Source organism: Microvirga roseola (assembly GCF_020866965.1).
GTDB lineage: Bacteria > Pseudomonadota > Alphaproteobacteria > Rhizobiales > Beijerinckiaceae > Microvirga > Microvirga roseola.
Window position 1 is genome coordinate 252,208 of sequence record NZ_JAJATX010000002.1, and the last position, 25,459, is coordinate 277,666.

The 25,459-nt window shown below is 64.7% G+C and carries 26 protein-coding genes; 18 read left to right on the top strand and 8 right to left on the bottom strand.

The annotated features are described in order from the left end of the window. Window positions 1–29 precede the first annotated feature (29 nt). From LG661_RS02565 to LG661_RS02575, 3 genes are read left to right on the top strand one after another with little or no spacing between them, the layout of a single operon-like run. Entirely contained in the window at window positions 30–1,112 is a 1,083-nt protein-coding gene (locus LG661_RS02565) for an ABC transporter ATP-binding protein (RefSeq protein ID WP_230530293.1), read from the top strand. Then, window positions 1,109–1,975: an ABC transporter permease gene (locus LG661_RS02570; protein WP_230530294.1), complete on the top strand. Its 867-nt coding sequence runs from the start codon at window positions 1,109–1,111 to the stop codon at window positions 1,973–1,975. The genes LG661_RS02565 and LG661_RS02570 overlap by 4 nt, the downstream gene beginning before the upstream one ends. A gap of 5 nt (window positions 1,976–1,980) precedes the next feature. Then, entirely contained in the window at window positions 1,981–2,817 is an 837-nt protein-coding gene (locus tag LG661_RS02575) for an ABC transporter permease (protein ID WP_230530295.1), read from the top strand. A gap of 17 nt (window positions 2,818–2,834) precedes the next feature. Here LG661_RS02575 and LG661_RS02580 read toward each other — a convergent pair whose 3' ends face one another. From LG661_RS02580 to LG661_RS02605, 6 genes are read right to left on the bottom strand one after another with little or no spacing between them, the layout of a single operon-like run. After that, a complete protein-coding gene (locus tag LG661_RS02580; RefSeq protein WP_230530296.1) occupies window positions 2,835–3,962 on the bottom strand; it encodes a dipeptidase in 1,128 nt (375 codons plus the stop codon). A gap of 33 nt (window positions 3,963–3,995) precedes the next feature. After that, complete coding sequence (locus tag LG661_RS02585; RefSeq protein WP_230530335.1) at window positions 3,996–4,775, bottom strand: ABC transporter ATP-binding protein; 780 nt, start codon at window positions 4,773–4,775, stop codon at window positions 3,996–3,998. A 22-nt stretch (window positions 4,776–4,797) separates the two neighbouring features. Next, entirely contained in the window at window positions 4,798–5,634 is an 837-nt protein-coding gene (locus LG661_RS02590; RefSeq protein WP_230530297.1) for an ABC transporter ATP-binding protein, read from the bottom strand. Beyond that, on the bottom strand, window positions 5,631–6,566 hold the full coding sequence (locus LG661_RS02595) for an ABC transporter permease (protein ID WP_407666623.1): 936 nt from the start codon (window positions 6,564–6,566) through the stop codon (window positions 5,631–5,633). The genes LG661_RS02590 and LG661_RS02595 overlap by 4 nt, the downstream gene beginning before the upstream one ends. Beyond that, on the bottom strand, window positions 6,563–7,618 hold the full coding sequence (locus LG661_RS02600) for an ABC transporter permease (protein ID WP_230530299.1): 1,056 nt from the start codon (window positions 7,616–7,618) through the stop codon (window positions 6,563–6,565). The genes LG661_RS02595 and LG661_RS02600 overlap by 4 nt, the downstream gene beginning before the upstream one ends. Window positions 7,619–7,625: 7 nt before the next feature. Beyond that, window positions 7,626–9,221, bottom strand: a complete 1,596-nt coding sequence (locus LG661_RS02605) for an ABC transporter substrate-binding protein (RefSeq protein WP_407666618.1) — start codon at window positions 9,219–9,221, stop codon at window positions 7,626–7,628. A 244-nt stretch (window positions 9,222–9,465) separates the two neighbouring features. Here LG661_RS02605 and argH point away from each other — a divergent pair, with 244 nt between their 5' ends. From argH to LG661_RS02620, 3 genes are all read left to right on the top strand, one after another. Beyond that, window positions 9,466–10,830 (top strand): argininosuccinate lyase, encoded by a 1,365-nt coding sequence (gene argH / locus LG661_RS02610; protein ID WP_230530337.1) that lies wholly within the window; start codon window positions 9,466–9,468, stop codon window positions 10,828–10,830. 187 nt (window positions 10,831–11,017) lie between these two features. Beyond that, complete coding sequence (locus LG661_RS02615) at window positions 11,018–11,452, top strand: Hsp20 family protein (protein ID WP_230530300.1); 435 nt, start codon at window positions 11,018–11,020, stop codon at window positions 11,450–11,452. A gap of 23 nt (window positions 11,453–11,475) precedes the next feature. Further along, window positions 11,476–11,736 carry a BQ00720 family protein gene (locus tag LG661_RS02620; RefSeq protein ID WP_230530301.1) on the top strand — a complete coding sequence of 87 codons (261 nt, stop codon included), beginning with the start codon at window positions 11,476–11,478 and terminating at the stop codon, window positions 11,734–11,736. A gap of 15 nt (window positions 11,737–11,751) precedes the next feature. Here the strand turns inward: LG661_RS02620 and LG661_RS02625 are convergent, their stop codons facing one another. Further along, window positions 11,752–12,513, bottom strand: a complete 762-nt coding sequence (locus LG661_RS02625) for an alpha/beta hydrolase (RefSeq protein ID WP_230530302.1) — start codon at window positions 12,511–12,513, stop codon at window positions 11,752–11,754. Window positions 12,514–12,596: 83 nt separating this feature from the next. On the opposite strand from LG661_RS02625, the gene LG661_RS02630 reads away from it, so the two are divergent. The 6 genes from LG661_RS02630 to pheT all read left to right on the top strand — a co-directional run bounded on the left by LG661_RS02630 (window position 12,597) and on the right by pheT (window position 19,009). Then, entirely contained in the window at window positions 12,597–13,841 is a 1,245-nt protein-coding gene (locus tag LG661_RS02630; RefSeq protein ID WP_230530303.1) for a glycosyltransferase family 4 protein, read from the top strand. A 139-nt stretch (window positions 13,842–13,980) separates the two neighbouring features. Continuing rightward, a complete protein-coding gene (infC, locus tag LG661_RS02635) occupies window positions 13,981–14,502 on the top strand; it encodes a translation initiation factor IF-3 (RefSeq protein ID WP_230530304.1) in 522 nt (173 codons plus the stop codon). Window positions 14,503–14,700: 198 nt separating this feature from the next. Then, window positions 14,701–14,901, top strand: a complete 201-nt coding sequence (gene rpmI, locus LG661_RS02640; protein WP_036362945.1) for a 50S ribosomal protein L35 — start codon at window positions 14,701–14,703, stop codon at window positions 14,899–14,901. Window positions 14,902–14,942: 41 nt separating this feature from the next. Continuing rightward, window positions 14,943–15,311 (top strand): 50S ribosomal protein L20, encoded by a 369-nt coding sequence (gene rplT / locus LG661_RS02645; protein WP_230530305.1) that lies wholly within the window; start codon window positions 14,943–14,945, stop codon window positions 15,309–15,311. Between the two features lie 178 nt (window positions 15,312–15,489). Then, a complete protein-coding gene (gene pheS / locus LG661_RS02650; RefSeq protein WP_230530306.1) occupies window positions 15,490–16,572 on the top strand; it encodes a phenylalanine--tRNA ligase subunit alpha in 1,083 nt (360 codons plus the stop codon). Between the two features lie 13 nt (window positions 16,573–16,585). After that, window positions 16,586–19,009 carry a phenylalanine--tRNA ligase subunit beta gene (gene pheT / locus LG661_RS02655; RefSeq protein ID WP_230530307.1) on the top strand — a complete coding sequence of 808 codons (2,424 nt, stop codon included), beginning with the start codon at window positions 16,586–16,588 and terminating at the stop codon, window positions 19,007–19,009. A gap of 22 nt (window positions 19,010–19,031) precedes the next feature. On the opposite strand, the gene LG661_RS02660 is transcribed toward pheT, so the two are convergent. Next, window positions 19,032–19,820 carry a HesA/MoeB/ThiF family protein gene (locus tag LG661_RS02660; RefSeq protein WP_230530308.1) on the bottom strand — a complete coding sequence of 263 codons (789 nt, stop codon included), beginning with the start codon at window positions 19,818–19,820 and terminating at the stop codon, window positions 19,032–19,034. A gap of 153 nt (window positions 19,821–19,973) precedes the next feature. Between LG661_RS02660 and LG661_RS02665 the strand changes: the two genes are divergently transcribed. The 6 genes from LG661_RS02665 to cdd all read left to right on the top strand — a co-directional run bounded on the left by LG661_RS02665 (window position 19,974) and on the right by cdd (window position 25,456). After that, complete coding sequence (locus tag LG661_RS02665) at window positions 19,974–20,978, top strand: BMP family lipoprotein (RefSeq protein ID WP_230530309.1); 1,005 nt, start codon at window positions 19,974–19,976, stop codon at window positions 20,976–20,978. Window positions 20,979–21,083: 105 nt separating this feature from the next. Continuing rightward, window positions 21,084–22,607: an ABC transporter ATP-binding protein gene (locus tag LG661_RS02670; protein WP_230530310.1), complete on the top strand. Its 1,524-nt coding sequence runs from the start codon at window positions 21,084–21,086 to the stop codon at window positions 22,605–22,607. Continuing rightward, window positions 22,607–23,041, top strand: coding sequence for a VOC family protein (locus tag LG661_RS02675; RefSeq protein ID WP_230530311.1), 435 nt, complete (start codon window positions 22,607–22,609; stop codon window positions 23,039–23,041). Before LG661_RS02670 ends, LG661_RS02675 begins: the two co-directional genes overlap by 1 nt. Beyond that, window positions 23,038–24,141 carry an ABC transporter permease gene (locus tag LG661_RS02680; protein ID WP_230530312.1) on the top strand — a complete coding sequence of 368 codons (1,104 nt, stop codon included), beginning with the start codon at window positions 23,038–23,040 and terminating at the stop codon, window positions 24,139–24,141. The genes LG661_RS02675 and LG661_RS02680 overlap by 4 nt, the downstream gene beginning before the upstream one ends. A 3-nt stretch (window positions 24,142–24,144) precedes the next feature. Continuing rightward, window positions 24,145–25,050, top strand: coding sequence for an ABC transporter permease (locus LG661_RS02685; protein ID WP_230530313.1), 906 nt, complete (start codon window positions 24,145–24,147; stop codon window positions 25,048–25,050). 1 nt (window position 25,051) lies between these two features. Beyond that, window positions 25,052–25,456 (top strand): cytidine deaminase, encoded by a 405-nt coding sequence (cdd, locus tag LG661_RS02690; RefSeq protein WP_230530314.1) that lies wholly within the window; start codon window positions 25,052–25,054, stop codon window positions 25,454–25,456. Window positions 25,457–25,459 lie beyond the last annotated feature (3 nt).

Consider the following 25,459-nt stretch of genomic DNA (forward strand, 5'->3'; position numbering starts at 1 on the left):
GATGACTCTTTTTCTGTATCGCGGCACCCATGGCACATTCCACCGACCTCGACATCGTCAACGTCACCAAGCGGTTCGGCGCATATGCGGCCGTCAACGATGTGACCTTCAGCGTCGCTCCCGGCGAATTCTTCTCGATCTTGGGACCTTCCGGCTGCGGCAAGACCACCCTGATGCGCATGATCGCCGGGTTCGAGGATCCGACGAGCGGAGACATCCGCATCCGCGGACAGTCGATGCTCGGCGTTCCGGCCAACAGGCGTCCGGTCAACATGGTGTTCCAGAGCCTTGCGCTCTTTCCCATGATGAGCGTAGGCGAGAACGTGGCCTATGGGCTCACCTGCCGCGGCGTTTCCCGCGCGGAGGCCGAGGAGCGCGCCAACCGCATGCTCGAGCGCGTGGGCCTGAAAGGTTTCGGCGACCGCCGCGTGACGGCGCTCTCAGGCGGCCAGCGCCAGCGCGTGGCCATTGCCCGCTGCCTCGTGCTGGAGCCGACTCTCGTCCTCCTCGACGAGCCGCTCGGCGCGCTCGATCTCAAGCTGCGCGAGCACATGAAGATTGAGCTCAAGCAGCTGCAGGCGACCTTCAACACCACCTTCGCCTATATCACCCACGACCAGTCCGAGGCCCTCGTCATGTCGGACCGCATCGCGGTCATGAACCAGGGCCGCTTCGAGCAGGTGGGAAGCCCGCGCGAGCTCTATCACAGCCCGGCGACCCCCTTTGTCGCGAGCTTCGTCGGCGAGACGAACCGCTGGCAGGGCGAAGCGGCGCCTGCCTCCAACGGCGCCATATCCGTGCGCCTGCCGTCCGGCGCGGTGATTCAGGGGCAGGGCGGGGCGCGTCAGTCGGCGCTCGCCTTCGTGCGGCCCGAGGCCATTGCGCTCGCCCAGGATCAGATCTCTCTCGGCAACCTGCCCAACCGCTTCGAGGGCCGCGTTTCGGCGGTGCTCTTCGATGGCGCGAATTCGAGCCTGCTCATCGAGGCCCCCGGCTTCGATGCGCCGGTGCGTGCGGTGCTGCCCCAGGCGGGGCCGCTGGCCGGCATCCGGGTCGGCGCGCCGGTCCATGTCGGCTGGACGGCGGATGCGATGAAGGTCTTCGCCGCATGAAGAAGCCGGCGCGGAACCTGACCCTGTTTCTTCTGCTGGCTCCGGCCTTTCTCTGGCTCGGCCTGCTCATCGTCCTGCCGCATGTGGAGATCCTCATCCTCTCGCTGAGCGAGAGGGTAGCGCCGCGGGTCTATGCCTTCGGCTTCGGCAACTACCTGGAATTCTTCACCGAGCCGCTCTACTGGCGCACCTTCGCCCGCACGGCCGGCATCTCGATCCTCGTGACGGTGCTGACCCTCGTGCTCGCCTTCCCCATCGCGCTCTACATCGCGCGCGTGGCGCAGGGCCGCCTAAAGGCGATACTGCTGCTTTTGTGCCTGCTGCCGTTCTGGGTGTCGGAACTCGTGCGCACGCTCGGCTGGATGATGATCCTGCGCGAGACCGGCGTGATCTCCTACGTGCTCCTGGCGACGGGTCTCACCGAACAGCGGGTCGAGTTCCTCTACAACGACGGCGCGGTGATCCTCGGTCTCGTCTATGGCGGCCTGCTCTTCATGATCGTGCCGCTCGCCAATGCGCTGGAGAGCCTGGAGCCTGCCGTGGTCGAGGCAGGCTACGATCTCGGCGGAAGCCGCTGGACGGTGCTGCGCCGCATCGTCATTCCGCACGCGATGCCAGGCATCGTTGCGGGCTCGATCATCGTGTTCATGCTCACCGTCGGCAACTTCGCGACTCCGGTGCTGCTGGGCGGCAAGAACGGCCTGTGGTTCACCGAGCAGATCTACGCCCAGTTCATCACCCGCTTCAACTGGCCTCAGGGAGCGGCCTTCGGCATGCTGCTCCTGCTGCTTTCCTCCGCCACCGTGTGGCTGGGCCTGCGCCTGACCGGCCAGAATCTCGGCACCACCTTGAGGCAGGCTTGAGAACCATGAACCGTCCGACCCTTGCCTGGAAACTCTACGTCGGGGCGTTCTACGCCTTCCTCTTCGCGCCGCTGCTGATCGTGGCGATCTTCGCCTTCAATGCGAGCCAGTTCCCGTCGCCGCCGTGGCAGGGCTTCACGCTGGAATGGTTCATCGGCACGGGCGTGGTCTTCGGCAAGCCCGGCGTACTGGTGGATCCGATCTGGCTCGACAGCATCGCCAACAGCTTCAAGGTGGCCATCCCGGTAGCCCTGCTCGCGGTGATCATCGGCACGGTGAACGCCTGGGTGCTGGAGCGCGCCGAGTTCCGCGGCAAGACGGTCCTCGCGATGATGATGATCCTGCCGCTGGTCATTCCGGGCGTGGTGCTCGGCATCTCGATCCTCGCCTTCTTCTCGCGGCTCGCCAACGGGCTTGAGGACTGGCTTCAGACCGATCTCGATTTCCTGAGGCCGGGCCTGCCGCTGGTGGTCCTGGGGCAGCTCTCCTTCATCCTCACCATCGCGACGCTCATCATCGCCGCGCGTCTGCGTAAGTTCGACCGTTCGCTCGAGGAAGCCGCCTTCGATCTCGGCGCGAGCCGCGCACGAGTGCTGCGCACCATCACGCTGCCTTTCTTAAGCCCGGCGCTCGTCGGAGCAGGGCTCGTGGCGCTGCTCATGTCGTTCGAGAACTTCAACACGACCCTAATGCTCGTCGGCTCGGAAGCGCCGCTGCCGATCGCCATGTACGGCCAGATGCGCGAGGGCGCATCCCCCGCCATCAATGCGGTGAGCCTGATGCTGATGCTGGCCATGGGCGGAACCGCGAGCCTCTTTGCTCTGACGTCGAAACAGCGCTGAGCGCCTTCAACGCAGCCTCATCCTGAGGATGACGCCGTTTGCAGCGTAGCCTCAGGATGAGGTGGGAGAGGCGGAAATAACCGCCCCCAGGTGCGCTCCAGGACGCCGATCCAGTTCTCGTAGCAGAGCTTGCGGAGCGTCGCGTCGTCGTAGCCATGCCGGCGCATCGCGTCGACCAGGCGCGGCAGGCCGCGCACGTCGCCGATCTCGGCCGGGATCGTCGCGCCGTCGAAATCGGAACCGAAGCCGACGCCGTCGATGCCCACGTGCTCGATCAGGTGATCCATGTGGCGGATCATCTCTTCCAGTGGCGTGTCGTCGTTGCGCTGCCCGTCGGGACGGATGAAGGAGGTGGCGAAGTTCACGCCGACCATGCCCCGTCTCTCGTGGATCGCCGCGAGCTGCTTGTCGGTCAGATTGCGGGAATGGGGGCTGATCGCATAGGCGTTCGAATGGGTCGCAACGAGGGGCGCATCGGAGAGCGCCGCCACGTCCCAGAAGCCCTTCTCGTTCAGGTGCGAGAGGTCGATCATGATCTTGAGGCGGTTGCAGGCCTTCACCAGCTCGCGCCCGCGATCCGTCAGGCCGGGCCCCGTGTCGGGCGTCGAGGGATAGCGGAAGGGGACGCCGTGGCCGAAGATGTTGGGGCGGCTCCAGACCGGGCCGATGGAGCGCAGGCCCGCCTCGTAGAGCACGTCCAGCGTGTAGAGGTCTGGATCGATGCCTTCCGCACCCTCGATGTGCAGGATCGCGGCGAGCTTGCCGGCATCGAGGCAGTGGCGGATCTCCTCGGCCGAGCGGACGATCTTCACCTCGCCGTTCGAGGCGCGCTCGATCCGGATGAGGAGGGCGGCCATGCGGGTGGTGATCTGCTGGCTCTGCGCGAGCTCGAGCTGCGGCGGCAAGGGCACGTCGTACTGCGAATGCGTCATCAGCGCGTCGATATCGACCCCGCCGCTTTCGGAGGGCACATAGACGGCGAAGAACCCGCCGAAGAGCCCGCCCTGCTTCATCCGCGGCCAGTCGAGATGGCCGATATTGTCGCCTTCCAGAAAGGCCCGCGCGGGCTCCATCTTCCCGCGCATGAGGCGGAGAAGAACGTCGTTGTGACCATCGAAGATCGGCATCGGAGAAGTGCGGGACATGGAAGCGCCAAGCTGGTTGGAAGGTGAAGGGGTTCAGACGGCGATCGCCGGAGGCGGCTGCACCGCTTCCCGGGAATAGCCGCGGCTCGCATCGATCAGGGATTGCGTATATTCGTTCGAGGCCTGTCCGCTCCTCAGAGCGGCCGCCGTGGTCTCCTCCACGGCCTCGCCGTGGCGCATGACGAGCAGGCGCTCGCACAGATGCGCGACGACGGCGAGATCGTGGCTCACAAGGATATAGGTCAGGCCCATCTTGCGGCGCAGGTCGTCGAGCAGGTTCAGGATCTCCGCCTGCACGGAGGCGTCGAGCGCCGAGGTCGGCTCGTCGAGCAGCAGCACCTTCGGACGCAGGATCAGCGCGCGCGCAATCGCGATGCGCTGGCGCTGGCCGCCCGAGAGCTGGTGCGGATAGCGGAAGCGGAAGGAGGGGCCGAGGCCAACCTCGCGAAGGGCCTGGAGGATGCGCGTCTCCGCGTCCTTCTCGCGGTGGATGGCGAGGGGCTCGGAGAGCGTGCGATCGACCGTGTGTCGCGGATGGAGCGAGGCGTAGGGGTCCTGGAAAACCATCTGCACCGTGCGGTAGAAGGCTTTGTCGCGCGGCGTCGGCACGTCCCGTCCGTCGACGAAGACGCGCCCGCCGGAGACAGGCGCGAGGCCGCAGATGGCGCGCAGCACCGTCGATTTGCCGGAGCCGGATTCGCCGACGAGGCCATAAGCTGCCCCGGCTTCCACCTGGAAGCTTACGTCCTTGACGGCTTCCACCCGCAGGCGGCCCGTCCCGAAGACGACCTTGAGGTTTTGAATATCGAGCATCGGATCTGTCACGGGTCCCTCCTCATTGCGCCCATGAGGGGTCACGGTCCAGGGTCGGGAGCGGACGCACGTCGTTGGCCAGCGTCGGCAGGCAGCGCATGAGACCCTGGGTGTAGGGATGCTTCGCGTCCCGCAGGTGCCGCGCCTCCAGTTCCTCGACCACGCGGCCTGCATACATCACGAGCACGCGGTTGCAGAAGGAGGAGACCAGCTTCAGGTCGTGCGAGATGAAGATGAGGCCCATGCCGCGCTCCGAGACGAGTTCGTCCAGAATGCGCAGCACCTCCATCGACACGGTCACGTCGAGCGCCGAGGTCGGCTCGTCCGCGATCAGGAGATCGGGATCGGTGACGAGCATCATGGCAATCATCGCCCGCTGTCCCATGCCGCCGGAGACCTCGTGCGGGTAGAGCGAGAAGACGCGGCCGGGGTCGCGCATCTTCACCGCCTCGAGCATGGCGAGCGCCTTGTCGCGGGCTTCCGCCTTCCCGGCCCTCTTGTGGGCCCGGTAGGCCTCGATGATCTGCTCGCCGATGGTCATGACCGGGTTCAGCGAGTACTTCGGATCCTGCATGACCATGCTGATGCGTCCGCCGCGAAGGTCGCGCAGTGTCCGCCTGGAGGCGGTCTGCAGGTCGATGCCGTCGAAGGCGAGGCGCTTGGCCGTGATCTCGCCCGGAGGCGGGGTGAGGCCGAGGATCGCGCGGCCCGTCTGCGACTTGCCGGAACCGGATTCGCCCACGATGCCGAGGCGCTCGCGGCCGAGCTGGAAGGACACGCCGCGCACTGCTTCCACGGTGCCGGTGCGCAGGTGAAAGCGGACGCGGAGGTCCTCGACGTCGAGAAGCGGCTTCGTCATTTGGCTGCCTTCGGATCGAGAACGTCGCGCAGGCCGTCGCCGAGCAGGTTGAAGCCGAGGCTCACCATGAAGATGGCGATGCCGGGCATGGCGGCGACCCACCACTGGTCGATAAGGTAGTTGCGGCCCGTCGCCACCATCGCGCCCCATTCCGGCATCGGCGGCTGCGCGCCGAGACCGAGGAAGCCGAGACCTGCGGCGGTGAGGATGATGCCCGCCATGTCGAGGGTCACGCGCACGATGAGCGAGGACAGGCAGAGCGGCACCACATGGCCCATGATGATGCGGGGCGTCGACGCGCCCTGCAGTTTCACGGCGGCGATGAAGTCACTGTTGCGGATCATCAGGGTCTCGGCCCGCGCGATGCGCGCATAAGGCGGCCACGAAGTGATCGCGATCGCGATGACGGCGTTCTCGATGCCCGGGCCCAGAGCCGCCACGAAGGCGAGCGCCAGGACGAGACGCGGGAAGGCGAGGAAGATGTCGGTGATCCGCATCAGCACCGTATCGACCCAGCCGCCGAGATAGCCGGCCACCGTGCCGACGAGCAGGCCGATGGGCGTCGCGATGACCGACACCAGGATCACGACGAAGAGCGTGATGCGCGAGCCGTAGACGATACGCGAGAAGATGTCGCGCGCCTGGTCGTCCGTGCCGAGCCAGAAGGTCTCGCTCGGCGGCAGGAGACGCTCCGTGCGCAGGTCGCCGCCGACAACCGGCGAATAGGGCGCGATGAAGTCAGCGAAGGCGGCGACGAGCACCAGCAGGACGACAATGCCGAGGCCCAGGATCGCCAGCGGATTGTTCGTGAAGGAGCGCCACCCGAGATAGCCGCGGCCGAAACGGGCCTGCCAGCGGGAATTCGGCTCCGCCGAGAGAAGCCAGGCCTGCAGGCCCGACGGTTGAGGGAAGGGAGGTGCGCCGGCCATCAGCGGGTCCTCGGATCAAGCAGGCGGTAGAGCAGGTCGGAGACGAGATTGAGCACCACGAAGGTGGCGCCGATCACGAGGGTTCCGCCGAGCACTGCGTTCATATCCGCATTCTGAAGGGAATTGGTGATGTACTGGCCGAGTCCCGGCCATGCGAAGACGGTCTCGGTCAGCACGGAGCCTTCGAGCAGGTTCGCGTATGACAACGCGATCACCGTCACGAGAGGCACGGCCGCATTGCGCAGGGCATGACGCCAGATCACGCGCAGCTCGGACAGACCCTTCACGCGGGCCGCGATCACGTATTCCTGCGCCAGTTCGTTGAGCATGAAGGAGCGGGTCATGCGGCTGATATAGGCGAGCGAGAAATAGCCGAGCAGGGAGGCGGGAAGGATGATGTGCGAGACCGCATCCCAGAATGCATCCCACTGGCCCTGCATGGCCGTGTCGATCAGCACGACGTTGGTGACGGGCTCGTAGAGATAGGAATAGGTCACGTCGAGGCGGCCCGGTCCCGCCACCCAGTCGAGCTTGGCGTAGAACAGGAGCAGGCCCATGAGGCCGAGCCAGAAGATCGGAACCGAATAGCCGACGAGGCCGAGCAGACGGACTATCTGGTCGATCAGGGTGCCGCGCTTGACCGCCGCGAGAATGCCGAGCGGGATGCCGAACAGGACGCCAATGAGCGTGCCCAGCGTCGCCAGTTCCAGCGTCGCGGGAAAGACGTTCGCGATATCCGTCATCACGGGGTTCGTGGTGAGGACCGAATTGCCGAAATCGCCGGTGACGGCTTTCTTGAGATAGATCCAGAACTGCTGGATCAGGGGCAGGTCGAGGCCGAGCTCCTCGCGCACGCGTTCATAGACCTGAGGCGAGGCCCGGTCGCCGACGATGGCGAGCACGGGATCGATGGGAACGATGCGGCCGATGAAGAACGTGACGGCAACCAGCCCGAAGAGGGTCGTCGCCAGCACGGCAATGAACTGAACGGTCTTTGTAAGGTAGAAGCGGAGGACATCATGCCCTCCGCTCCCGATCGCGATTGAAGATGTCATCGAGAAATTAGTTCTTCTTCACTTGGGCGTAGCTGTTGGTATCGAAGGACGGGCCGAGGATGAAGCCGTCGACCTTCTTGCGCATCGCGACGTTCTCGACTTCCTGCAGGAACACCACGAACGGACCGTCATCGAGAACGGACTGCTGCAGCTCCTTGTACATCTGCGCGCGCTTCGCGGGATCCCGCTCCAGCACGGCAGCACGGGTCTTCGCCGTCAGCGGGCCCGGATCCCAGGCATTGCGCCATGCCAGCGGCTTCGCCTTGGCTTCGTCCGAGTTGTCCTCGTTCGCCGCGAAGGTATCGGCATTGGTGTTCGGATCCTGATAATCCGCGCCCCAGCGGCCGATATAGATGTCGTGCTGGCGGGCACGGTACTTGGTCAGGGTCTGCTTGCCGTCGCCCGGGATGATCTCGAGCTTCACGCCGGCCTGGCCGAAGGTCTTCTGGATCGCTTCAGCCATGCCGGTCACTTCGGCGGAGGAGCGGGTGTCCATGGTGACTGTGAAGCCGTCCTTCAGGCCGGCCTGGGCGAGCAGTTCCTTCGCCTTCGCCACGTCGAGCTTGTAAGGGGTCTCCGACATTGCGCCGAGGAAGCCTTTCGGCAGGAAGGCCTGATGAACCTCGCCCTTGTTCTTCATGATCGTGTCGGCGATGGCCGCATAATCCACGAGATACTTGAGGGCCTTGCGGACCTCGGGTTTCGCCAGGTTCGGGTTCTTCTGGTTGAGGCCGAGATACCAGACGCCGCCCTTGGCGCCGGATTCGACTTCGATGTCGGGGTTCTTCGCAACGGCGGCGAGTTCTTCCGGATTCAGATTGCGGGCGATATCGACGTCGCCCTTCTCCAGAAGGATGCGCTGCGTCGCCGTCTCCTTGATGTGACGGGTGATGACGCGCGCCATCGGCGTCTTCTTCTCGTAGTTCGGGTTGCGCTCGAGAACGACGACCTCGTTGGCCTTCCAGTCGCGGATCGTGAACGGGCCGGAACCGGCGTAATGCGTCTTGAGCCAGTTATAGCCCAGGTCGCCGTCCTTCTCGTTCTGCATCACGAGCTTCTTGTCGACCACGGAGGCGACCGTGGACGTCAGGGCGTAGAGAACGAAGGTCGGCGCATAAGCCTTGTCGAGTTCCAGGGTGAACTCCATGGGGCCGGTCTGCTTGATCTTGTCCTTCACGTTGTCCTTCGTCAGGCCGAACTGGCCGAGGATAAAGGCCGGGGACTTGTCGAGGATGACCGCGCGCTGGAGCGAGAACACGACGTCCTCGGCGGTCAGCGGGTTGCCGGAAGCGAACTTCTTGTTGGGCTTCACCTTGAAGGTGAGGGTCTTGCCGTCCGGCGACACGGACCAGGACTCGGCGACCTCGCCGTAGATTTTCGAGACGTCCTTGGGATCGTAGTTGATCAGACGCTCATAGGTGTTGCCCATGATCTCGGAGGCGGTGAACTCGAATACCTCAGCCGGATCGAGGGTGATGATGTCGTCGATCTGCCAGGCTTGAACGAGGGTGTCCGGCGGCGTCGCTGCCTTAACGGCAGTGAACGAGGTCGCCATGGTGGCGACCATGGCTGCCGATAGGAAAATTTTCGGAAGTCTCTTCATTGGCCCATTCCCTTGTGGCGCTATGAACGCTTGTTGTGCGCCAATATGAATGCAAATCACACAAGTGCTGTCCAGTCCAGCAACTGGTTTTAAACTGGCAAAGGTTACGCAGCATGCTTAATCGGCGGGCAGACCGGGTAGCGACTTGGCCTTCCGGGGCAAACTGTGGCAAAGGCACGCAATATCTCAAGAACCCGGGTGAAACACAGTGTCCGAAGAAGCCAAGAAGACGGGTGCCAACAGCATGTGGGGCGGGCGGTTCTCCTCCTCGCCCAGCGCGCTCATGGAAGCCATCAACGCCTCCATCGGCTTCGACAAGCGACTGGCCTCCCAGGACATCCAGGGCTCCATCGCCCACAGCGCCATGCTGGCGAAGCAGGGCATCATCGCGGAGAGCGACCGCGATGCCATTCATCAGGGGTTGCAACGGGTTCTCGGAGAGATCGAATCCGGCAGCTTCACCTTCTCCACGGCGCTGGAAGACATCCACATGAACGTGGAGAGCCGCCTGCGCGAGATCGTGGGCGATCCGGCGGCCCGCCTGCACACGGCCCGCAGCCGCAACGATCAGGTCGCGACCGATACCCGCCTGTGGGTCCGCGAAGCGCATGACCGCACGGACGAGCAGCTCACGAACCTCATCAAGGTGCTCCTCGACAAGGCCGAGGCCCATGCCGCCACCGTCATGCCGGGCTTCACTCATCTTCAGAGCGCCCAGCCTGTGACCTTCGGCCATCACCTCATGGCCTATGTGGAGATGTTCGGCCGCGACCGGAGCCGCTTCCGGGATTCCCGCAGTCGCCTGAACGAGTGCCCCCTCGGCGCGGGCGCGCTCGCCGGCACGTCCTTCCCCATCGACCGGCACATGACCGCGAAGGCTTTGGGCTTCGACGGCCCGACCCGCAACTCCCTCGACACCGTTTCCGACCGGGACAGCCTGCTCGAATTCATGGCTGCGGCCTCCATCTGCGCCATGCACCTTTCGCGACTGGCTGAGGAGATCATCGTCTGGATGTCGGCTCCCTTCGGCTTCGTGCGCCTGCCCGACCGCTGGACTACCGGCTCCAGCATGATGCCGCAGAAGCGCAATCCCGACGCGGCCGAACTGGTGCGCGGCAAGACGGGGCGCGTCATCGGCTCACTGGTGTCGCTGCTCACCGTCATGAAGGGCCTGCCGCTCGCCTATGCCAAGGACACCCAGGAGGACAAGGAGCCGCTCTTCGACGCCGCCGACACCCTCGAGATCGTGCTCGCCGCCACGACCGGCATGATACAGGACCTGGAGCCCGTGCCGGAGCGCATGGCGGCTGTGGCCGGGGCCGGGTTCTCGACCGCGACGGACTTGGCCGACTGGCTGGTTCGCAGCCTCGGCATTCCCTTCCGTGACGCTCACCACGTGACGGGGCGGATCGTGTCGGAGGGCGAGAAGCGGGGCTGCACCCTGGAGGAGCTCCCCCTCGAGGTCATGCAGGCGGTCGAGCCGAAGATCCACAAGGGCATCTACGACGTGCTGAGCGTCGAAAACTCCGTCCGCTCCCGCACGAGTTTCGGCGGGACCGCTCCCGTCCGGGTGGCCGAGCAGGTCGCCTGGTGGCGCGACCGGGTCTAGGTCGCGTGAGCTCGCCGCAGGGCGTATTTACCCTGCTGAAACAGCCCTGCCGGGCTTGGCTTGGCAGGGCCTTGATAGGCGCGAGGACCATATCCATATTGCTGTCAGCGTACCTGTCATAGTCGCTTGAGCGCCGCCTGAGCGGGCTCAAAACCAACCGAAGTGCCTCTAACCTTGGGCTTCGAACATGTCGCGTCAGTCGCCCTTCGGGCATCCGTTTCTGTTAGGCTTCGACGAGATTGAGCAGGCGCTCGATCGCGTTGCGAAAGCAGCGGGGGACGGGTATCCGCCCTACAATATCGAGCGTCTGGCTCGCACCGAGGACGCCCCCGAGCGTCTCCGGATAACCCTGGCGGTCGCCGGCTTTACCCGGGACCAGCTCGAAGTGATCCTCGAGGAGAACCAGCTCGTCATCCGGGGCCGTCAAGCCGACGACAAGGCAAGGCACTTCCTGCACCGCGGCATCGCCGCCCGTCAGTTCCAGCGGACCTTCCTCCTCGTCGATGGCATGGAGGTCCTCGGCGCTGACCTGTCCAATGGCCTTCTGTCGATCGATTTGGCCCGTCCCGAGCCGGAGCGGATCATCCGCAGGATCGACATCATCGCCTCGGACAAGGTGTGACGGCATCCGCAAAGGAGATGACCATGGACTACAACATCAAGAACCTCGCCGGACTGGATGCCGCCGATCTCGGCGCGCTGGGCGTGGGCGAGGTGGCCTATGTGAAGCCCCTGCGCTCCGACGACGTGGCGCGGCTCTTTCCGCAGGCCCCCGAGATTCAGCCCGGTCTGCAGCTCTTCGCCCTTCTGTCCGCCAGCGGCGAGCCCATCCTGCTCACCGACAACCGCGAGGCGGCGGTCGCCAATGCCTGGGCGCATGATCTCGAGACGGTGAGCCTCCACTAGGGCTCGCCATTCCTGTCAGGCAATCGCCTGGATCGCAGCGATCAGGCGCTCCAGATCCTCATCCCGGGAGAGACGGTGATCCCCGTCCTTGATCAGCGTCAGGGACACGCTGTCTCCCGGGAGATGCTCCACGAGCTGGAGCGCATGGCCCCACGGCACGTCCGGGTCCTTCATGCCCTGCAGGACATGGACGGGGCAGCCGGTCCGGATCGGCTGCCCGAACAGCAGGTGCCGCCGACCATCCTCGATCAGCCCCTTGGTGATGGGGTAGGGATCTTCGGAATAGGCCGAGGGCCGGTAGTAGACGCCCTTCTCTTCCACCGCTTGCCGGATGTCCTCTGGAAAGCGCTCCCACATTAGCCTCTCGGTGAAGTCCACCGCAGGCGCGATGAGAACCATGCCGGCGGGAGTCTGAGGAGCCTTCTTTTCCATCAGATGCTGTGCCGCGAGGAGGGAAATCCAGCCTCCCATGGAGGAGCCGACCATGACAGGTGCTTCCGGAACGAAGTGCCGGAGAACTGCCAGAGAGTCTTCCAGCCAGCGGGAGATGGTGCCTTCCTCGAAAGCCCCCGCCGACTCGCCGTGGCCGCTGTAGTCGAACCTGACGAAGGCGCGGCCCGTCCGGGCCGCCCAGGCATCCAGCGCCTCCGCCTTGGTGGAGCGCATGTCGGACTTGAATCCGCCGAGCCAGACGACCGGCGGACCCCTGCCCTCCCGGGCGAGAACGGCAATCTGGCGCGCATCGGCTCCCTGGCCGACCGTGACGCTTTGCGGCATGGTTAACTCATCCTCAACTGCTTTGAAGCAAGCGTTTTTCAGAAGCGATTCTTTTCCATTCTATCGAGAAGGCTCTTACATCGGTGAGTTTTTCAGCGCGACCCGGCGGAGCGGCAGCCTTTCCATCCTCCAAGCTCCATCCGCTGGCGGGCCGGACGGTTTTGCAGATCATCCCCGAACTCGAAGCGGGTGGGGCGGAGCGCACCACCGTCGACATCGCCGAGGGCCTCGCCCATGTCGGCGCGCGAGCGCTCGTCGCGACGGAGGGCGGGCGGCTTGTGGGCGAATTGCAGACCAAGGGCGGGATTTGGGTGCCCTTCCGCGCCGCGACGAAGAACCCGTTCTCGATGCTGGTCAATGTGCGCAAGCTCGCCCGCATCTGCCACACCGAGGGGGTTTCTCTCGTCCACGCCAGGTCCCGGGCTCCGGCCTGGGTGGGGCTGGGTGCTGCGCGGGCGCTCAACATCCCGTTCGTGACGACCTATCACGGCAGCTATTCCGGCCGCTCTTCCGTGAAGGTTCTCTACAACTCGGTCATGGCCCGGGGCGATGTGGTCATCGCCAACTCCCATTACACGGGCGACCTGATCCGCTCGGCCTATCCCCAGGCAGGGGAGCGGATCCGCGTCATCCATCGCGGCACGGACTTTTCCGTCTTCTCGCCGGGAGCGGTCCAGCCGGAGCGGATCGAGGCCCTGCGAAAGGCCTGGGAGGTCGCGCCCCACGAGCGCGTGGTGCTGCTGGCCGCCCGCCTCACCGGGTGGAAGGGCCAGAAGGTCCTGATCGAGGCTGCGGCCAGGCTCCGCGATGCGGGCCTTGCGGACGTGGCCTACATCCTCGCCGGCGATCCGCAGGGGCGTGACTCCTACGTGAAGGAGCTCGACGCGCTGATCGAGGCTCGCAGGCTTAAAGGAATCGTGCGCCGGGTCGGCCACTGCACCGATATGCCGGCGGCTTTCATTGCAGCTTCGGTGGTCACGGTGCCCTCGACGGAGCCCGAGGCCTTCGGGCGCTCGGCGGTGGAGGCGCAGGCCATGGGCACGCCTGTGGTGGTCTCCGACCTCGGAGCCGTTCCGGAGACGGTGCTGGCGCCCCCAGCGGTTCCGCCCCATGAGCGGACCGGCTGGCGCATTCCGCCTGGCGACGCGGAGGCCCTGGCCGCGGCGGTCGGAGAAGCGCTCGGGCTCGGCGCCAGTGCCCGGATCGCCCTCGGCACGAGAGCAAGAGCCCATGTGGAACGGCATTTTTCCCTGGAGCGGATGGTGTCGGGCACGCTCGATGTGTATTCCGCCCTGCTGGAAGGCCGTTTTACGCGCAGAACAAGTTGACTTCGCGCTGATTTGCGCGAAATGTCAGTTCACTCGTGGCAAGGTTGGGCAGACCCGTCAGAGGCTCTTCACCGAGTCTCCGGATCCGACTGAGCCCTTGAAACAGGAGATTTGAGCCATTCGCAGACCAATGAGACCTATGCCGGTGCCGCAGAAGGACGGACCGCGCGCCAACCGAGACATCCGCGGCGTTCGCGAAGTGCAGCTGATCGATGATGCCGGACAGAACCGGGGCGTGATGCCCTTCTTCGACGCTCTCCGCGTAGCGGAAGATGCGGGGCTGGATCTCGTGGAGATCTCGCCGAACGCCAATCCTCCCGTCTGCAAAATTCTCGATTACGGGAAGTTCCGCTTCCTCGAGCAGAAGAAGGCCGCTGAGGCGCGCAAGAAGCAGAAGACCGTCGAGGTCAAGGAAATCAAGCTGCGCCCGGGCATCGACGATCATGACTACGACGTGAAGATGAGGGCCATGAAGGGCTTCTTCGAGGAAGGCAACAAGGTGAAGATCACCCTGCGCTTCCGCGGCCGCGAGATGGCGCACCAGGACCTGGGCCTCAAGGTTCTCGATCGGGTGAAGTCCGATGTGGGCGACCTCGCCAAGGTCGAGCAGGAGCCGAATTTCGAGGGCCGTCAGGTCGTCATGGTGCTGGCGCCCCGGTAAGGCATTCCCTCTAAGGCGAAAATCCTGGCCGTCGGCGCCCCGGCGGCCATTGCTTTTTGGGCGGTCTTCTGCCATAAGCCGCCCTTCGTTGAACCGCCCGGCTGTTAGGGCTGCCGTGGCGGTTCGTTTTGCTCGCAGCAGCAATAGGGCCGAAAGGGCGGTTTTTCCGCTCTCAAGGCCTGACCAAAGGAGAGCCAAATGCCCAAGCTGAAGACGAAATCGGGCGCGAAAAAGCGCTTCAAGATCACCGGCACCGGCAAGGTCGTTTACGCCCAGGCCGGCAAGCGCCACGGGATGATCAAGCGGACCAACAAGCAGATCCGCAACCTGCGCGGCACCACGACCCTGTTCGAGGGCGACGCGTACAACGTGAAGAAGTACTTCCTGCCGAACGGCTAAGGCGGTCTTCCCCACATCCCGGATTTTGAAGGAGTTTTTCCATGGCCCGCGTCAAACGGGGCGTTACCGCCCACGCCAAGCATAAGAAGGTTCTGAAGGCCGCCAAGGGTTTCTACGGCCGCCGCAAGAATACCATCCGCATCGCCAAGCAGGCGGTCGAGAAGAGCATGCAGTATGCTTATCGCGACCGTAAGAACAAGAAGCGCACCTTCCGCGCTCTCTGGATCCAGCGCCTCAACGCTGCTGTTCGCGAGCACGGCCTGACCTATTCCCGATTTATCGACGGTCTCGGCAAGGCTGGGATCGAGGTGGATCGCAAGGTCCTGTCCGAGATGGCCATCCACGAGCCGGCGGCCTTCGCCGCCTATGTGGAGCGCGCCAAGGCTTCCCTGCCTCAGCAGGCGGCCTAAGGTCGGATAGACTAGCTTCGGAGTGGCTGGCCGCCAGCCGCTCCGCCTTACTCCCCCTTCTCCGAGACCATTCGCGCTGACGGCTCGACAAGCTGTCGGTCGCCACCACGCGGCTCGGAAGACTTGACGGTTCCCGCGCCGCGCTTCACTCAAAGCGCTTGCATCTGGCAAGGGACCGATGACCGATCTCAACCAACTCGAACGTGACCTGCTCGCCCAGGTCGAGGCCGCCAGCGACGAGGCGGCTCTGGAAACCGTGCGCGTGTCCGCGCTCGGCAAGAAGGGCTCCGTCTCAGAGCTCCTGAAGACCCTCGGCTCCATGACGCCCGAGGAGCGCAAGGAGCGTGGACCGCTCATCAACGGACTGCGCGACACGGTGCAGGGGGCGATCGCCGCCAAGAAGGAGACGCTCGCCGAGGCCGCTCTCGATGCCCGTCTCGCGGCCGAGCGCATCGACGTGACGCTGCCCGTGCCGGAGTCGCCAGAAACCCGCGGCCGCATCCACCCGATCAGCCAAGTGATCGAGGAGCTGACGGCGATCTTCGCCGATATGGGCTTCTCCGTGGCCGAGGGGCCGGATATCGAGACCGACTATCTCAACTTCACGGCGCTCAACTTCCCCGAGGGCCATCCGGCCCGCGAGATGCACGACACCTTCTTCCTCGCCCCCGACGAGAAGGGCGAGCGCAAGGTGCTGCGGACGCACACCTCGCCGGTCCAGATCCGCACGATGACCTCGCAGAAGCCGCCGATCCGGGTGATCATTCCGGGCCGGACCTACCGGCACGATTCCGACCAGACCCACACGCCGATGTTCCACCAGGTGGAAGGCCTCGTCATCGACCGGCAGGCCAATATCGCGCACATGAAGTGGATCCTGGAGGAGTTCTGCAAGGCCTTCTTCGAGGTCGACCAGGTGAGGATGCGGTTCCGTCCGTCCTTCTTCCCCTTCACGGAGCCTTCGGCCGAAGTCGACATTCAGTGCTCGCGCAAGGGCGGCGAGATCCGGTTCGGCGAGGGCACGGACTGGCTCGAAATCCTGGGCTGCGGCATGGTCCACCCGAACGTGCTGCGCAATTGCGGACTCGACCCCGACGAGTACCAGGGCTTCGCCTGGGGCATGGGGATCGACCGCATCGCCATGCTGAAATACGGCATGCCGGACCTGCGCCCCTTCTTCGAGGCCGATGTGCGCTGGCTGAACCATTACAGTTTCCGCCCGCTCGACATCCCGAGCCTCGTTAGCGGCCTGACTTCCTAAGAGGAGAGCAACGATGAAATTCACCCTCTCCTGGCTGAAGGATCATCTCGACACCTCGGCCTCTCTCGACGAGATCGTCGAGACGCTGACCCGCATTGGCCTTGAGGTCGAGGGCGTGGAGGACAAGGCGAAGATGCTGGCGCCTTACAAGGTCGCCTATGTGGTCTCCGCCGAGCAGCACCCCAATGCGGATCGCCTGCGCGTGTGCATGGTCGATACGGGCGAAGGTGCGCCGATCCAGGTCGTCTGCGGTGCGCCGAATGCCCGTACCGGCATGAAGAGCGTTTTCGCGCCGCCCGGCACCTACATTCCAGGCAAGGACATCACGCTGGGCGTCGGCACGATCCGTGGCGTCGAGAGCAAGGGCATGCTTTGTTCGGCAGCAGAACTTGAGATCTCGGACGATCACGACGGCATCATCGATCTGCCGGAAGATGCACCGGTGGGGCAGCCTTACTCGGCTTATGCCGGCCTCGACGATCCGGTGATCGAGATCAACCTCACGCCCAACCGCCCCGACTGCACCTCAATCCACGGCATCGCGCGCGATCTCGCGGCGGCAGGCCTCGGCACCCTCAAGGGTGAGGCCATTCCGTCCGTTGCGGGCAAGGGCGCATGCCCGGTTTCCGTGACCCTCGATCTCGCCGGCGAAGACGAGAAGCTCTGCCCCACCTTCGCGCTGCGCCTCGTGCGCGGCGTGAAGAACGGTCACTCTCCGGAATGGATGCAGCGCCGCCTGCTCGCCATCGGCCTTCGCCCGATCAATGCGCTGGTGGACATCACCAACTACATGACCTTCGACCGGGGCCGTCCGCTCCACGTCTTCGATGCGAAGAAGGTCAATGGCGACCTGACCGTCCGCCGGGCGAAGGACGGGGAGGAGGTGCTGGCGCTCGACGGGCGCACCTACAGGCTCGATCGCGGCACCGTGGTGATTGCCGACGAGAACGGCATCGAATCCATCGGCGGCATCATGGGCGGCGAGCATTCCGGCTGTGACGAGAATACCACCGATGTGCTGATCGAGTCCGCGCTCTGGGATCCGCTCAACATCGCCCAAAGCGGCCGCAAGCTCGGCATCATCACCGACGCGCGCTACCGCTTTGAACGCGGCGTCGATCCGGCTTTCACCATTCCAGGTCTCGACATGGCCACGCGTCTTGTGATCGACCTCTGCGGCGGTGAGGCGAGCGAGGCCGTGATCGCGGGAAGTATCCCGGAGGACCGGCGCGTCATCGAGTTCCCCTGGGCAGAGGTTCCGCGCCTCTCCGGACTTGATGTGCAGCCTAACGAATCCCGGCGGATCCTGGAGAAGCTCGGATTCGCCATCGAGGGGTCGGGCGAGCGCGTCAGCGTCACTGCCCCGTCCTGGCGTCCCGATATCGAGGGCAAGGCGGATCTGGTCGAGGAGGTCATCCGCATCGCCGGTCTCGACCGGATCGAGCCAACGCCTCTGCCGCGCCTCGAAGCTGCGGTGGCGAAGCCCATCCTGACCCTGATCCAGAAGCGCACACGCCTTGCTCGCCGCTCGCTGGCGGTCCGCGGTCTTGTTGAGGCCGTCACCTGGTCCTTCATTGCGAAGAACGAGGCGGAGCTCTTCGGTGGCGGGGATGCGCGGCTTGCCCTCGCCAATCCCATCGCATCAGACCTCTCCGACATGAGGCCGAGCCTTCTGCCCGGCCTCATGAAGGCGGCCCAGCGCAACGTGGATCGCGGCTTCGGTGATGTAGCCCTCTTCGAGGTAGGCCAGACTTTCGCCTCGGGTGAGCCCGAGGGCCAGTCGATCAAGGCGGTCGCCGTGCGACGTGGCACGGCTCGCGCCGAGGGCGTGGGCCGTCACTGGGATGGCGGGGCTCAGGCTGTCGACGCTTTCGACGCCAAGGCTGATGTGCTGGCGCTGCTGACGGCTCTCGGCATTCCGGTCGGAGGCCTCCAGATCGTGGCCGGCGGGCCGGCCTGGTTCCACCCCGGCCGCTCGGGCACACTGCAGTTCGGGCCCAAGAACGTGGTCGGTGCCTTCGGCGAGGTTCACCCAAAGGTGCTGAAGGCGCTCGACATGAAGGGGCCGCTCGTCGCCTTCGAACTCGATCTCAGCGCGCTTCCCCCGCCCAAGGCGAAGCCGACCAAGATGAAGCCGAAGCTCAGCTTGCCCGAATTCCAGCCGCTCACCCGCGACTTCGCCTTCGTGGTCGGCCGCGACGTGGCGGCAGGCGACATCGTGAAGGCCGCACAAGGGGCGGAGCGTCAACTGATCGTAAGTGTCGACGTGTTCGACGTGTACGAGGGCACAGGCATCGACCCCGACAAGAAGTCGGTCGCGATCGCCGTCACCCTCCAGCCCACGGAGAAGACGCTGACCGACATCGAGATCGAGGCCATCTCGGCCAAGATCGTCGGTGACGTGGCGAAGAAGACCGGCGCAGTCCTGCGCGGATAGCAAACGACTTCCCGGACGTGGCTCAGGCCACGTCCGGGCGGCGCGTCCCATTCAGCGGGTTGGTCTCGTCCCACCCGTACCGGACCGTATCGAAGCGCATGGAACGCGCATCGACCATCAGCAGACGACCGACGAGACTTTCGCCGAAGCCGACGATCTCCCGGAGCACTTCCATCGCCATCAGGCTGCCCATGACGCCCGCCAGCGCGCCGAGAACGCCCGCCTCCGCACAGGTCGGAATCGCGCCGGGTGGAGGCGGGGAGGGGAAAAGGCAGCGGTAGGTGGGGTTCGGCCGTCCGTCCGGCCCGGTTTCATGGGCTCGGATCGTGGTCAGCGAACCGTCGAACTGACCGAGCGCCCCGGTCACCAGGGGCCTCTTCTCGTAGAAGCAGGCATCGGAAATCGCATAGCGGGTCTCGAAGTTATCCGACCCGTCGACGACGATGTCATAGCGGCCCGTCAGGTCCCGCGCATTCTCCGCCGTGATCCGGATTTCATGGGCCTCCACCATCACATGGGGATTGAGGCGCCGGATGGCTTCTGCCGCGCTATCGACCTTGGGCCGGCCGAGGTCCGGAGTGCCGTGGATCACCTGGCGCTGGAGGTTGGAGAGGAATACCGTGTCGTTATCCACAAGGCCGATGGTGCCGATGCCTGCCGCAGCGAGATACTGGATCACTGGCGCGCCCAGGCCTCCAGCCCCGATCACAAGGACCCGCGCGGCCTGGAGCTTCGCCTGTCCGGGACCGCCCACGTCCCGGAGGACGAGATGGCGGGCATAGCGATCGATTTCATCCGGTGTCAGGGGCATGGGTGCGACCTTAATGTAAGGGCCGATCCTATCAACCTTTCTTGAAGAAATACCGCCCCCGGCTTGACAGGGTGCTTGGCGTCGTGGCCCATCCCATGCCATCGTCAATTGGCAACCGGGTAACAACCGGCGTCAAAACAGGGAACCATGCCGATGACAGTCACCAAGTTCGGCCTCGCGCTCGCGGGCCTCGCCTTCTCCGCCTCCGCGGCCTTTGCCCAGCAGGGGTCCATCAAGCCCGCCATCGTTTACGACCTCGGCGGCAAGTTTGATAAGTCCTTTAACGAGGGCGTCCACACCGGCGCAGAGCAGTACAAGAAAGATACCGGCACCGAATACCGCGATTTCGAGCCGCAGAACGATGCTCAGCGCGAGCAGGCGCTCCGCCGCTTCGCCCGCGACGGCTATTCGCCGATCTTGGCTGTGGGCTTCAGCCAGGAATCCGCTCTGAAGAAGGTCGCCGACGAGTTCCCGAACACCAAGTTCGCGATCATCGACGCCGTGGTCGAGAAGCCGAACGTGCAGTCCATTGTGTTCAAGGAGCATGAGGGATCGTTCCTTGTCGGCATGCTGGCTGCCATGGCCTCCAAGAGCGACAAGGTAGGCTTCGTCGGCGGTATGGACATCCCGCTCATCCGCAAGTTCGCCTGCGGCTACGTCCAGGGCGTGAAGCATGCCGAGCCGAACACCGAAGTATTTCAGAACATGACCGGCACCACGGGCGCTGCCTGGAACGACCCGGTGAAGGGCGGCGAGCTCGCCAAGAGCCAGATCGACCGCGGCGCCGACGTGATCTACCACGCAGCCGGCGGCACCGGTGTCGGCGTCCTGCGCGCAGCCGCCGATGCGGGCAAGCTCGGCATCGGCGTCGACTCGAACCAGAATGCCCTACATCCCGGCAAGGTGCTGACCTCCATGGTCAAGCGCGTGGACGTCGCGACCCAGAACGTGTTCGACCAGGCCAAGAAGGGCACCTTCAAGCCCGGCCTGACGGTTCTCGGCCTCAAGGAAGATGGAGTGGCCTGGGCCCTCGACGAGCACAACAAGGCGCTCATCACGCCCGAGATGAAGGCTGCCGTCGACAAGGCTGCGGAAGGCATCAAGTCCGGCACCATCAAGGTGCACGACTACATGACCGACTCCAAGTGCCCGGTCTAAGATAAATAATCACACCGGATGCCAGCCGCGAGGCTGGCATCCGCCCTTTTTTGTTTCCTTTGAGCCTTGGCTCTGCGCTTCGCCTTACTGGATTTATTGAGGCCGATGTCTCCCGCCATTGAACTCATTGCCATCAACAAGCGCTTCGGCGACGTTCATGCCAACAAGGACGTGAACCTCACCGTCGAGCGCGGCACGATCCACGGCATCGTCGGCGAGAACGGCGCGGGCAAGTCGACGCTGATGTCGATCCTCTACGGGTTCTATGAGGCGGATGCCGGCGAAGTCCGGGTCAACGGCAAGCCTATTGCCATCCGCTCGCCAATCGACGCCATCTGTGCCGGCATCGGCATGGTCCACCAGCACTTCATGCTGGTCGAGCCGCTCACCGTGGTTGAGAACGTCATGCTCGGCGCCGAGGGGGGGCGCTTCCTGCGCGCCGGCGAGGCCAAGGTGCGTACAGAACTCGCGCGGCTGGCGAAGGAATACGGCCTTGAGATCGACGTGGACGCCATCGTCGGCGAGCTGTCGGTCGGCCTCCAGCAGCGTGTGGAAATTCTGAAAGCCCTCTACCGTGGCGCTGACATCCTCATTCTCGACGAGCCTACCGCCGTACTGACGCCGCCGGAGGCGGATGCACTGTTCAACCTGCTGCGCTCGCTGAAGGAGCAGGGGAAGACCGTCATCCTTATTACGCACAAGCTGCGCGAAATCATGGCGATCACGGATTGCGTCTCGGTCATGCGCCGCGGCGAAATGGTGGCGACTGTCGAGACGGCCAATACATCGCCCCCTGAGCTTGCGGAGCTCATGGTGGGACGGCGCGTGCTCCTGCAGGTCGAAAAAGCCGAGAAGTCGCCGGGCCGCCCCCTCCTCGAAATCGAGAAGCTGTCGGTTGTCGATACCCGCGGCGTCCTGCGCGTGGCCAATGCTTCGCTCACCGTCCATGCTGGCGAGATCGTCGGCATTGCGGGTGTTGCGGGCAATGGACAGAGCGAGCTGCTTGAAGCCATTGCGGGCATGCGCCGGCCCATCCTCGGCTCCGTCCGCCTTGGGGGACGCGAGATCAGGCCTAGCGAGCACAATCCTCACCAGATGCGTGAGATTGGCCTTTTGCATGTGCCGGAGGACCGGTTGCGCATGGGGCTTGTACCTTCCTTCGCGGCTTTCGAGAGCGCCATCCTCGGCTTCAGCCACGAGGGTCGTCTGGGGCACGGCCCGATCCTCGACCATGACCGCCTGATCGCCGATCTCTCGGCAAAGATGGAGCAGTACGACGTGCGTCCGCCTGCGCCGCGGCTGAAGACATCGAAGTTCTCCGGCGGCAACCAGCAGAAGATCGTGCTAGCGCGCGAGATCGAGCGCAATCCGAAGGTGCTCCTCGTGGGACAGCCGACTCGTGGCGTCGATATCGGCGCCATCGAGTTCATCCACCGCCGCCTCATTGCCCTCCGCGATGCGGGCGTCGCCATTCTTCTCGTTTCGGTCGAGCTGGACGAGATCATGAATCTCTCCGACCGCATCCTCACCATGTGCGGCGGCCAGATCACGGGCGAGCGCAAGCCGTCTGAGACGAACGAGCAGGACCTCGGCCTTCTCATGGCCGGCGTCACGGACGAGGCCGCCTGATGCAGCCACGATTGACCCTCGTCACTCTCGGGGTGACTGACCTCTCGAAGTCACGCGCCTTCTATGAGGCCTGGGGCTGGAAGGCCTCGTCCGCAAGCCAGCCGGGAGTTGCCTTCTTCCAGGCCAACGGATTGGCGCTCGCTCTCTTCGGGCGCGCCGATCTCGCCAAGGATGCGGGCGTCGAGGATAAGCCAACCGGCTTTGCCGCCATCACGATGGCCTACAATGCCCGCTCGAAGGCGGAGGCCGACGAGGTCTATGCCCGGGCTATCGCCGCAGGCGCGCAGGCCGTAAAGCCGCTGCAGGACGTATTCTGGGGCGGATATTCGGGTTACTTCGCCGATCCGGACGGGCATCTCTGGGAAATCGCTTGGAACCCGTTCTTCCCCCTCGACGACGAGGGTCACCTGTTCCTGCCGGATTCTCTGACGTGAGCGCTCCCCTCGAGATGCCCAAATGGGCCGACACGATTCTTGTCCCCGCCATTTCGGTGGTGGCGGCCTTCCTCATGGCCGGCCTCGTCGTGCTCAGCATTGGTGAAAACCCGATCACCGCCACGCGCTGGCTTCTGCAGGGCAGCCTCGGAACGGGGGAGGGGCTCGGCTTCACCCTGTTCTACATGACCGACTTCATCTTCGTCGGGCTTGCGGTTGCGGTCGCCTTCCATGCGGGCCTGTTCAATATAGGCGGCGAAGGGCAGGCGACCCTGGGAGGTCTCGGCATTGCGCTGGCGCTGAACAATCTGAGCTTTCTGCCGGGCTTCCTCCTCATTCCCATCGGCATTCTCGCCGCTGCCGCCTTCGGAGCGTTCTGGGCCGCCATCCCCGGCTACCTGCAGGCCAAGCGCGGCAGCCACATCGTGATCACCACGATCATGTTCAACTGGCTCGCCAGCGTGCTGGTCGTCTATCTGCTGGTGAACGTGCTGCGTGAGCCGCAGTCGATGAATCCAGAAACGCGAGCCTTTCCGGAGCAGGCCTACATTCCCTTCATGCACGAGGTCTTTGCTGTCTTCGGCATCGAGATCCCGCCATCCCAGCTCAACCTCACCCTAGTGCTCGCGCTGGCCGCTGCCTATTTCGTCTGGCTCCTCATCTACCGTTCGCGCCTCGGCTATGCGATCCGCGTCGTCGGCGCGAACCCGACGGCGGCGGTCTATGCCGGCATCTCGCCTGCGCGCATCATCATCATTGCCATGGTGCTCTCGGGCGCACTGGCAGGTGGTCTCGCGGTAAACGAACTGATGGGCTATCAGCATCGCCTGCTGCTGGAATTCACCTCCGGCTACGGCTTTGTCGGTATAGCGGTCGCGCTTATGGGCCGCGCTCATCCAGTCGGCATCGTCCTGGCCTCGCTCCTCTTCGGCATTCTCTACCAAGGTGGCGCCGAACTCGCCTTCGAGCAGCCGAACATCACCCGCGACATGGTGGTAGTCATCGGCGGTATCATCATCCTGTTCGCCGGCGCCCTCGACGGCTTGTTCCGGCGTCTGGTGGCGCAGATGCTGGCGCGGCCGAAACTGGCGAGGGCCTGACCCATGGATCTCGGCATCATCGCGACACTTTTCGATTCGGCTCTGCGGCTTTCGATTCCGCTGCTGGCCGCCTGCCTCGCCGGGCTCTGGTCCGAGCGCTCGGGCGTGGTCGATATCGGCCTTGAGGGCAAGATGCTGGTGGCGGCTTTTGCCGCGGCCGTCGGCGCTTATGCCTTCGACTCGGCCTGGATCGGCCTCTTGGCCGGCGTCGGTGCCTCCGTGATCTTTGGTCTCGTTCACGGCTTCGCCTCCATCAGCCAGCGCGGCAACCAGATCGTGTCCGGGGTCGCCATCAACATGCTGGCGGCAGGTCTTACGGCCATCGTCGGCAATGCCTGGTACGGACAGGGCGGGCGCACGCCGCCGCTCGAGGGCGTCCAGCGCTTCTCGGGCGTGCTGCTCGGTCATTCCGCGCTGGTCTATATCGTGTTGCTGGCTGTTCCGCTCACATGGTTCGTCCTTGGGCGGACACGCTTCGGCCTTCGGTTGCGTGCAGTCGGCGAGAACCCGGCCGCCGTCGACACCGCGGGCATCTCCGTCACAGGACTGCGCTACACGGCCGTCATCATCGGCGGGGTTCTGTGCGGATTGGGTGGCGCTTATCTGTCGGTTGGCCAGGCTGCAGGATTCCTTCCGAACATGACCGCCGGCCGAGGCTTCATCGCGCTCGCCGCCCTCATCTTCGCCAAGTGGCGCGCCTGGCCGGCCTTGGGCGCATGCTTCCTCTTCGGCCTTCTTGACGCCAGCGCCAACCAGCTTCAGGGCGTTGTCCTTCCTGGTATCGGCGAGGTGCCGGTTCAGGCCATTCAGGCGCTGCCCTATCTCATGACAGTGATCCTGCTCGCGGGCGTCATCGGGACGGCGATCCCGCCCCGCGCGGCTGGAATTCCCTATGTGAAGGAACGCTGAGATGGCTTCCCTCGATGCACTCTTCGAGACGGCTAAAGCCATCCAGGCGCGGGCTTATGCGCCCTATTCCCGCTTCAAGGTGGGGACTGCCATCCGCACGCCGAGCGGTAGGATTTTCGCCGGCTGCAACGTGGAGAACGCGGCCTATCCGGTCGGCTCCTGCGCGGAGGCCGGTGCGATTTCGGCCATGCTGGCCGGAGGCGAGAGCCGCATCGCGGAAATCGTAGTGATGGGCGAGGGCGATGTTCTCTGCACGCCCTGTGGCGGTTGCCGGCAGCGCATCCGTGAATTCGCCTCGCCCGACACACCCATTCACGTTGCGGGCCCTGAGGGAATCCGCAGGAGCTTTACCCTGGATGAGCTGTTGCCGTTTTCGTTCGGACCAGACAATCTCAGCGACCGGTAAGGA

Bases quoted from the DNA above. Each gene is read 5' to 3' on its own strand.
- LG661_RS02565 (WP_230530293.1), top strand. From the start codon at position 30: ATGGCACATTCCACCGACCTCGACATCGTCAACGTCACCAAGCGGTTC.
- LG661_RS02570 (WP_230530294.1), top strand. From the start codon at position 1,109: ATGAAGAAGCCGGCGCGGAACCTGACCCTGTTTCTTCTGCTGGCTCCG.
- LG661_RS02575 (WP_230530295.1), top strand. From the start codon at position 1,981: ATGAACCGTCCGACCCTTGCCTGGAAACTCTACGTCGGGGCGTTCTAC.
- LG661_RS02580 (WP_230530296.1), bottom strand. From the start codon at position 3,962: ATGTCCCGCACTTCTCCGATGCCGATCTTCGATGGTCACAACGACGTT.
- LG661_RS02585 (WP_230530335.1), bottom strand. From the start codon at position 4,775: ATGCTCGATATTCAAAACCTCAAGGTCGTCTTCGGGACGGGCCGCCTG.
- LG661_RS02590 (WP_230530297.1), bottom strand. From the start codon at position 5,634: ATGACGAAGCCGCTTCTCGACGTCGAGGACCTCCGCGTCCGCTTTCAC.
- LG661_RS02600 (WP_230530299.1), bottom strand. From the start codon at position 7,618: ATGACATCTTCAATCGCGATCGGGAGCGGAGGGCATGATGTCCTCCGC.
- LG661_RS02605 (WP_407666618.1), bottom strand. From the start codon at position 9,221: ATGAAGAGACTTCCGAAAATTTTCCTATCGGCAGCCATGGTCGCCACC.
- argH (WP_230530337.1), top strand. From the start codon at position 9,466: ATGTGGGGCGGGCGGTTCTCCTCCTCGCCCAGCGCGCTCATGGAAGCC.
- LG661_RS02615 (WP_230530300.1), top strand. From the start codon at position 11,018: ATGTCGCGTCAGTCGCCCTTCGGGCATCCGTTTCTGTTAGGCTTCGAC.
- LG661_RS02620 (WP_230530301.1), top strand. From the start codon at position 11,476: ATGGACTACAACATCAAGAACCTCGCCGGACTGGATGCCGCCGATCTC.
- LG661_RS02625 (WP_230530302.1), bottom strand. From the start codon at position 12,513: ATGCCGCAAAGCGTCACGGTCGGCCAGGGAGCCGATGCGCGCCAGATT.
- infC (WP_230530304.1), top strand. From the start codon at position 13,981: ATGCCGGTGCCGCAGAAGGACGGACCGCGCGCCAACCGAGACATCCGC.
- rpmI (WP_036362945.1), top strand. From the start codon at position 14,701: ATGCCCAAGCTGAAGACGAAATCGGGCGCGAAAAAGCGCTTCAAGATC.
- rplT (WP_230530305.1), top strand. From the start codon at position 14,943: ATGGCCCGCGTCAAACGGGGCGTTACCGCCCACGCCAAGCATAAGAAG.
- pheS (WP_230530306.1), top strand. From the start codon at position 15,490: ATGACCGATCTCAACCAACTCGAACGTGACCTGCTCGCCCAGGTCGAG.
- pheT (WP_230530307.1), top strand. From the start codon at position 16,586: ATGAAATTCACCCTCTCCTGGCTGAAGGATCATCTCGACACCTCGGCC.
- LG661_RS02660 (WP_230530308.1), bottom strand. From the start codon at position 19,820: ATGCCCCTGACACCGGATGAAATCGATCGCTATGCCCGCCATCTCGTC.
- LG661_RS02665 (WP_230530309.1), top strand. From the start codon at position 19,974: ATGACAGTCACCAAGTTCGGCCTCGCGCTCGCGGGCCTCGCCTTCTCC.
- LG661_RS02670 (WP_230530310.1), top strand. From the start codon at position 21,084: ATGTCTCCCGCCATTGAACTCATTGCCATCAACAAGCGCTTCGGCGAC.
- LG661_RS02675 (WP_230530311.1), top strand. From the start codon at position 22,607: ATGCAGCCACGATTGACCCTCGTCACTCTCGGGGTGACTGACCTCTCG.
- LG661_RS02685 (WP_230530313.1), top strand. From the start codon at position 24,145: ATGGATCTCGGCATCATCGCGACACTTTTCGATTCGGCTCTGCGGCTT.
- cdd (WP_230530314.1), top strand. From the start codon at position 25,052: ATGGCTTCCCTCGATGCACTCTTCGAGACGGCTAAAGCCATCCAGGCG.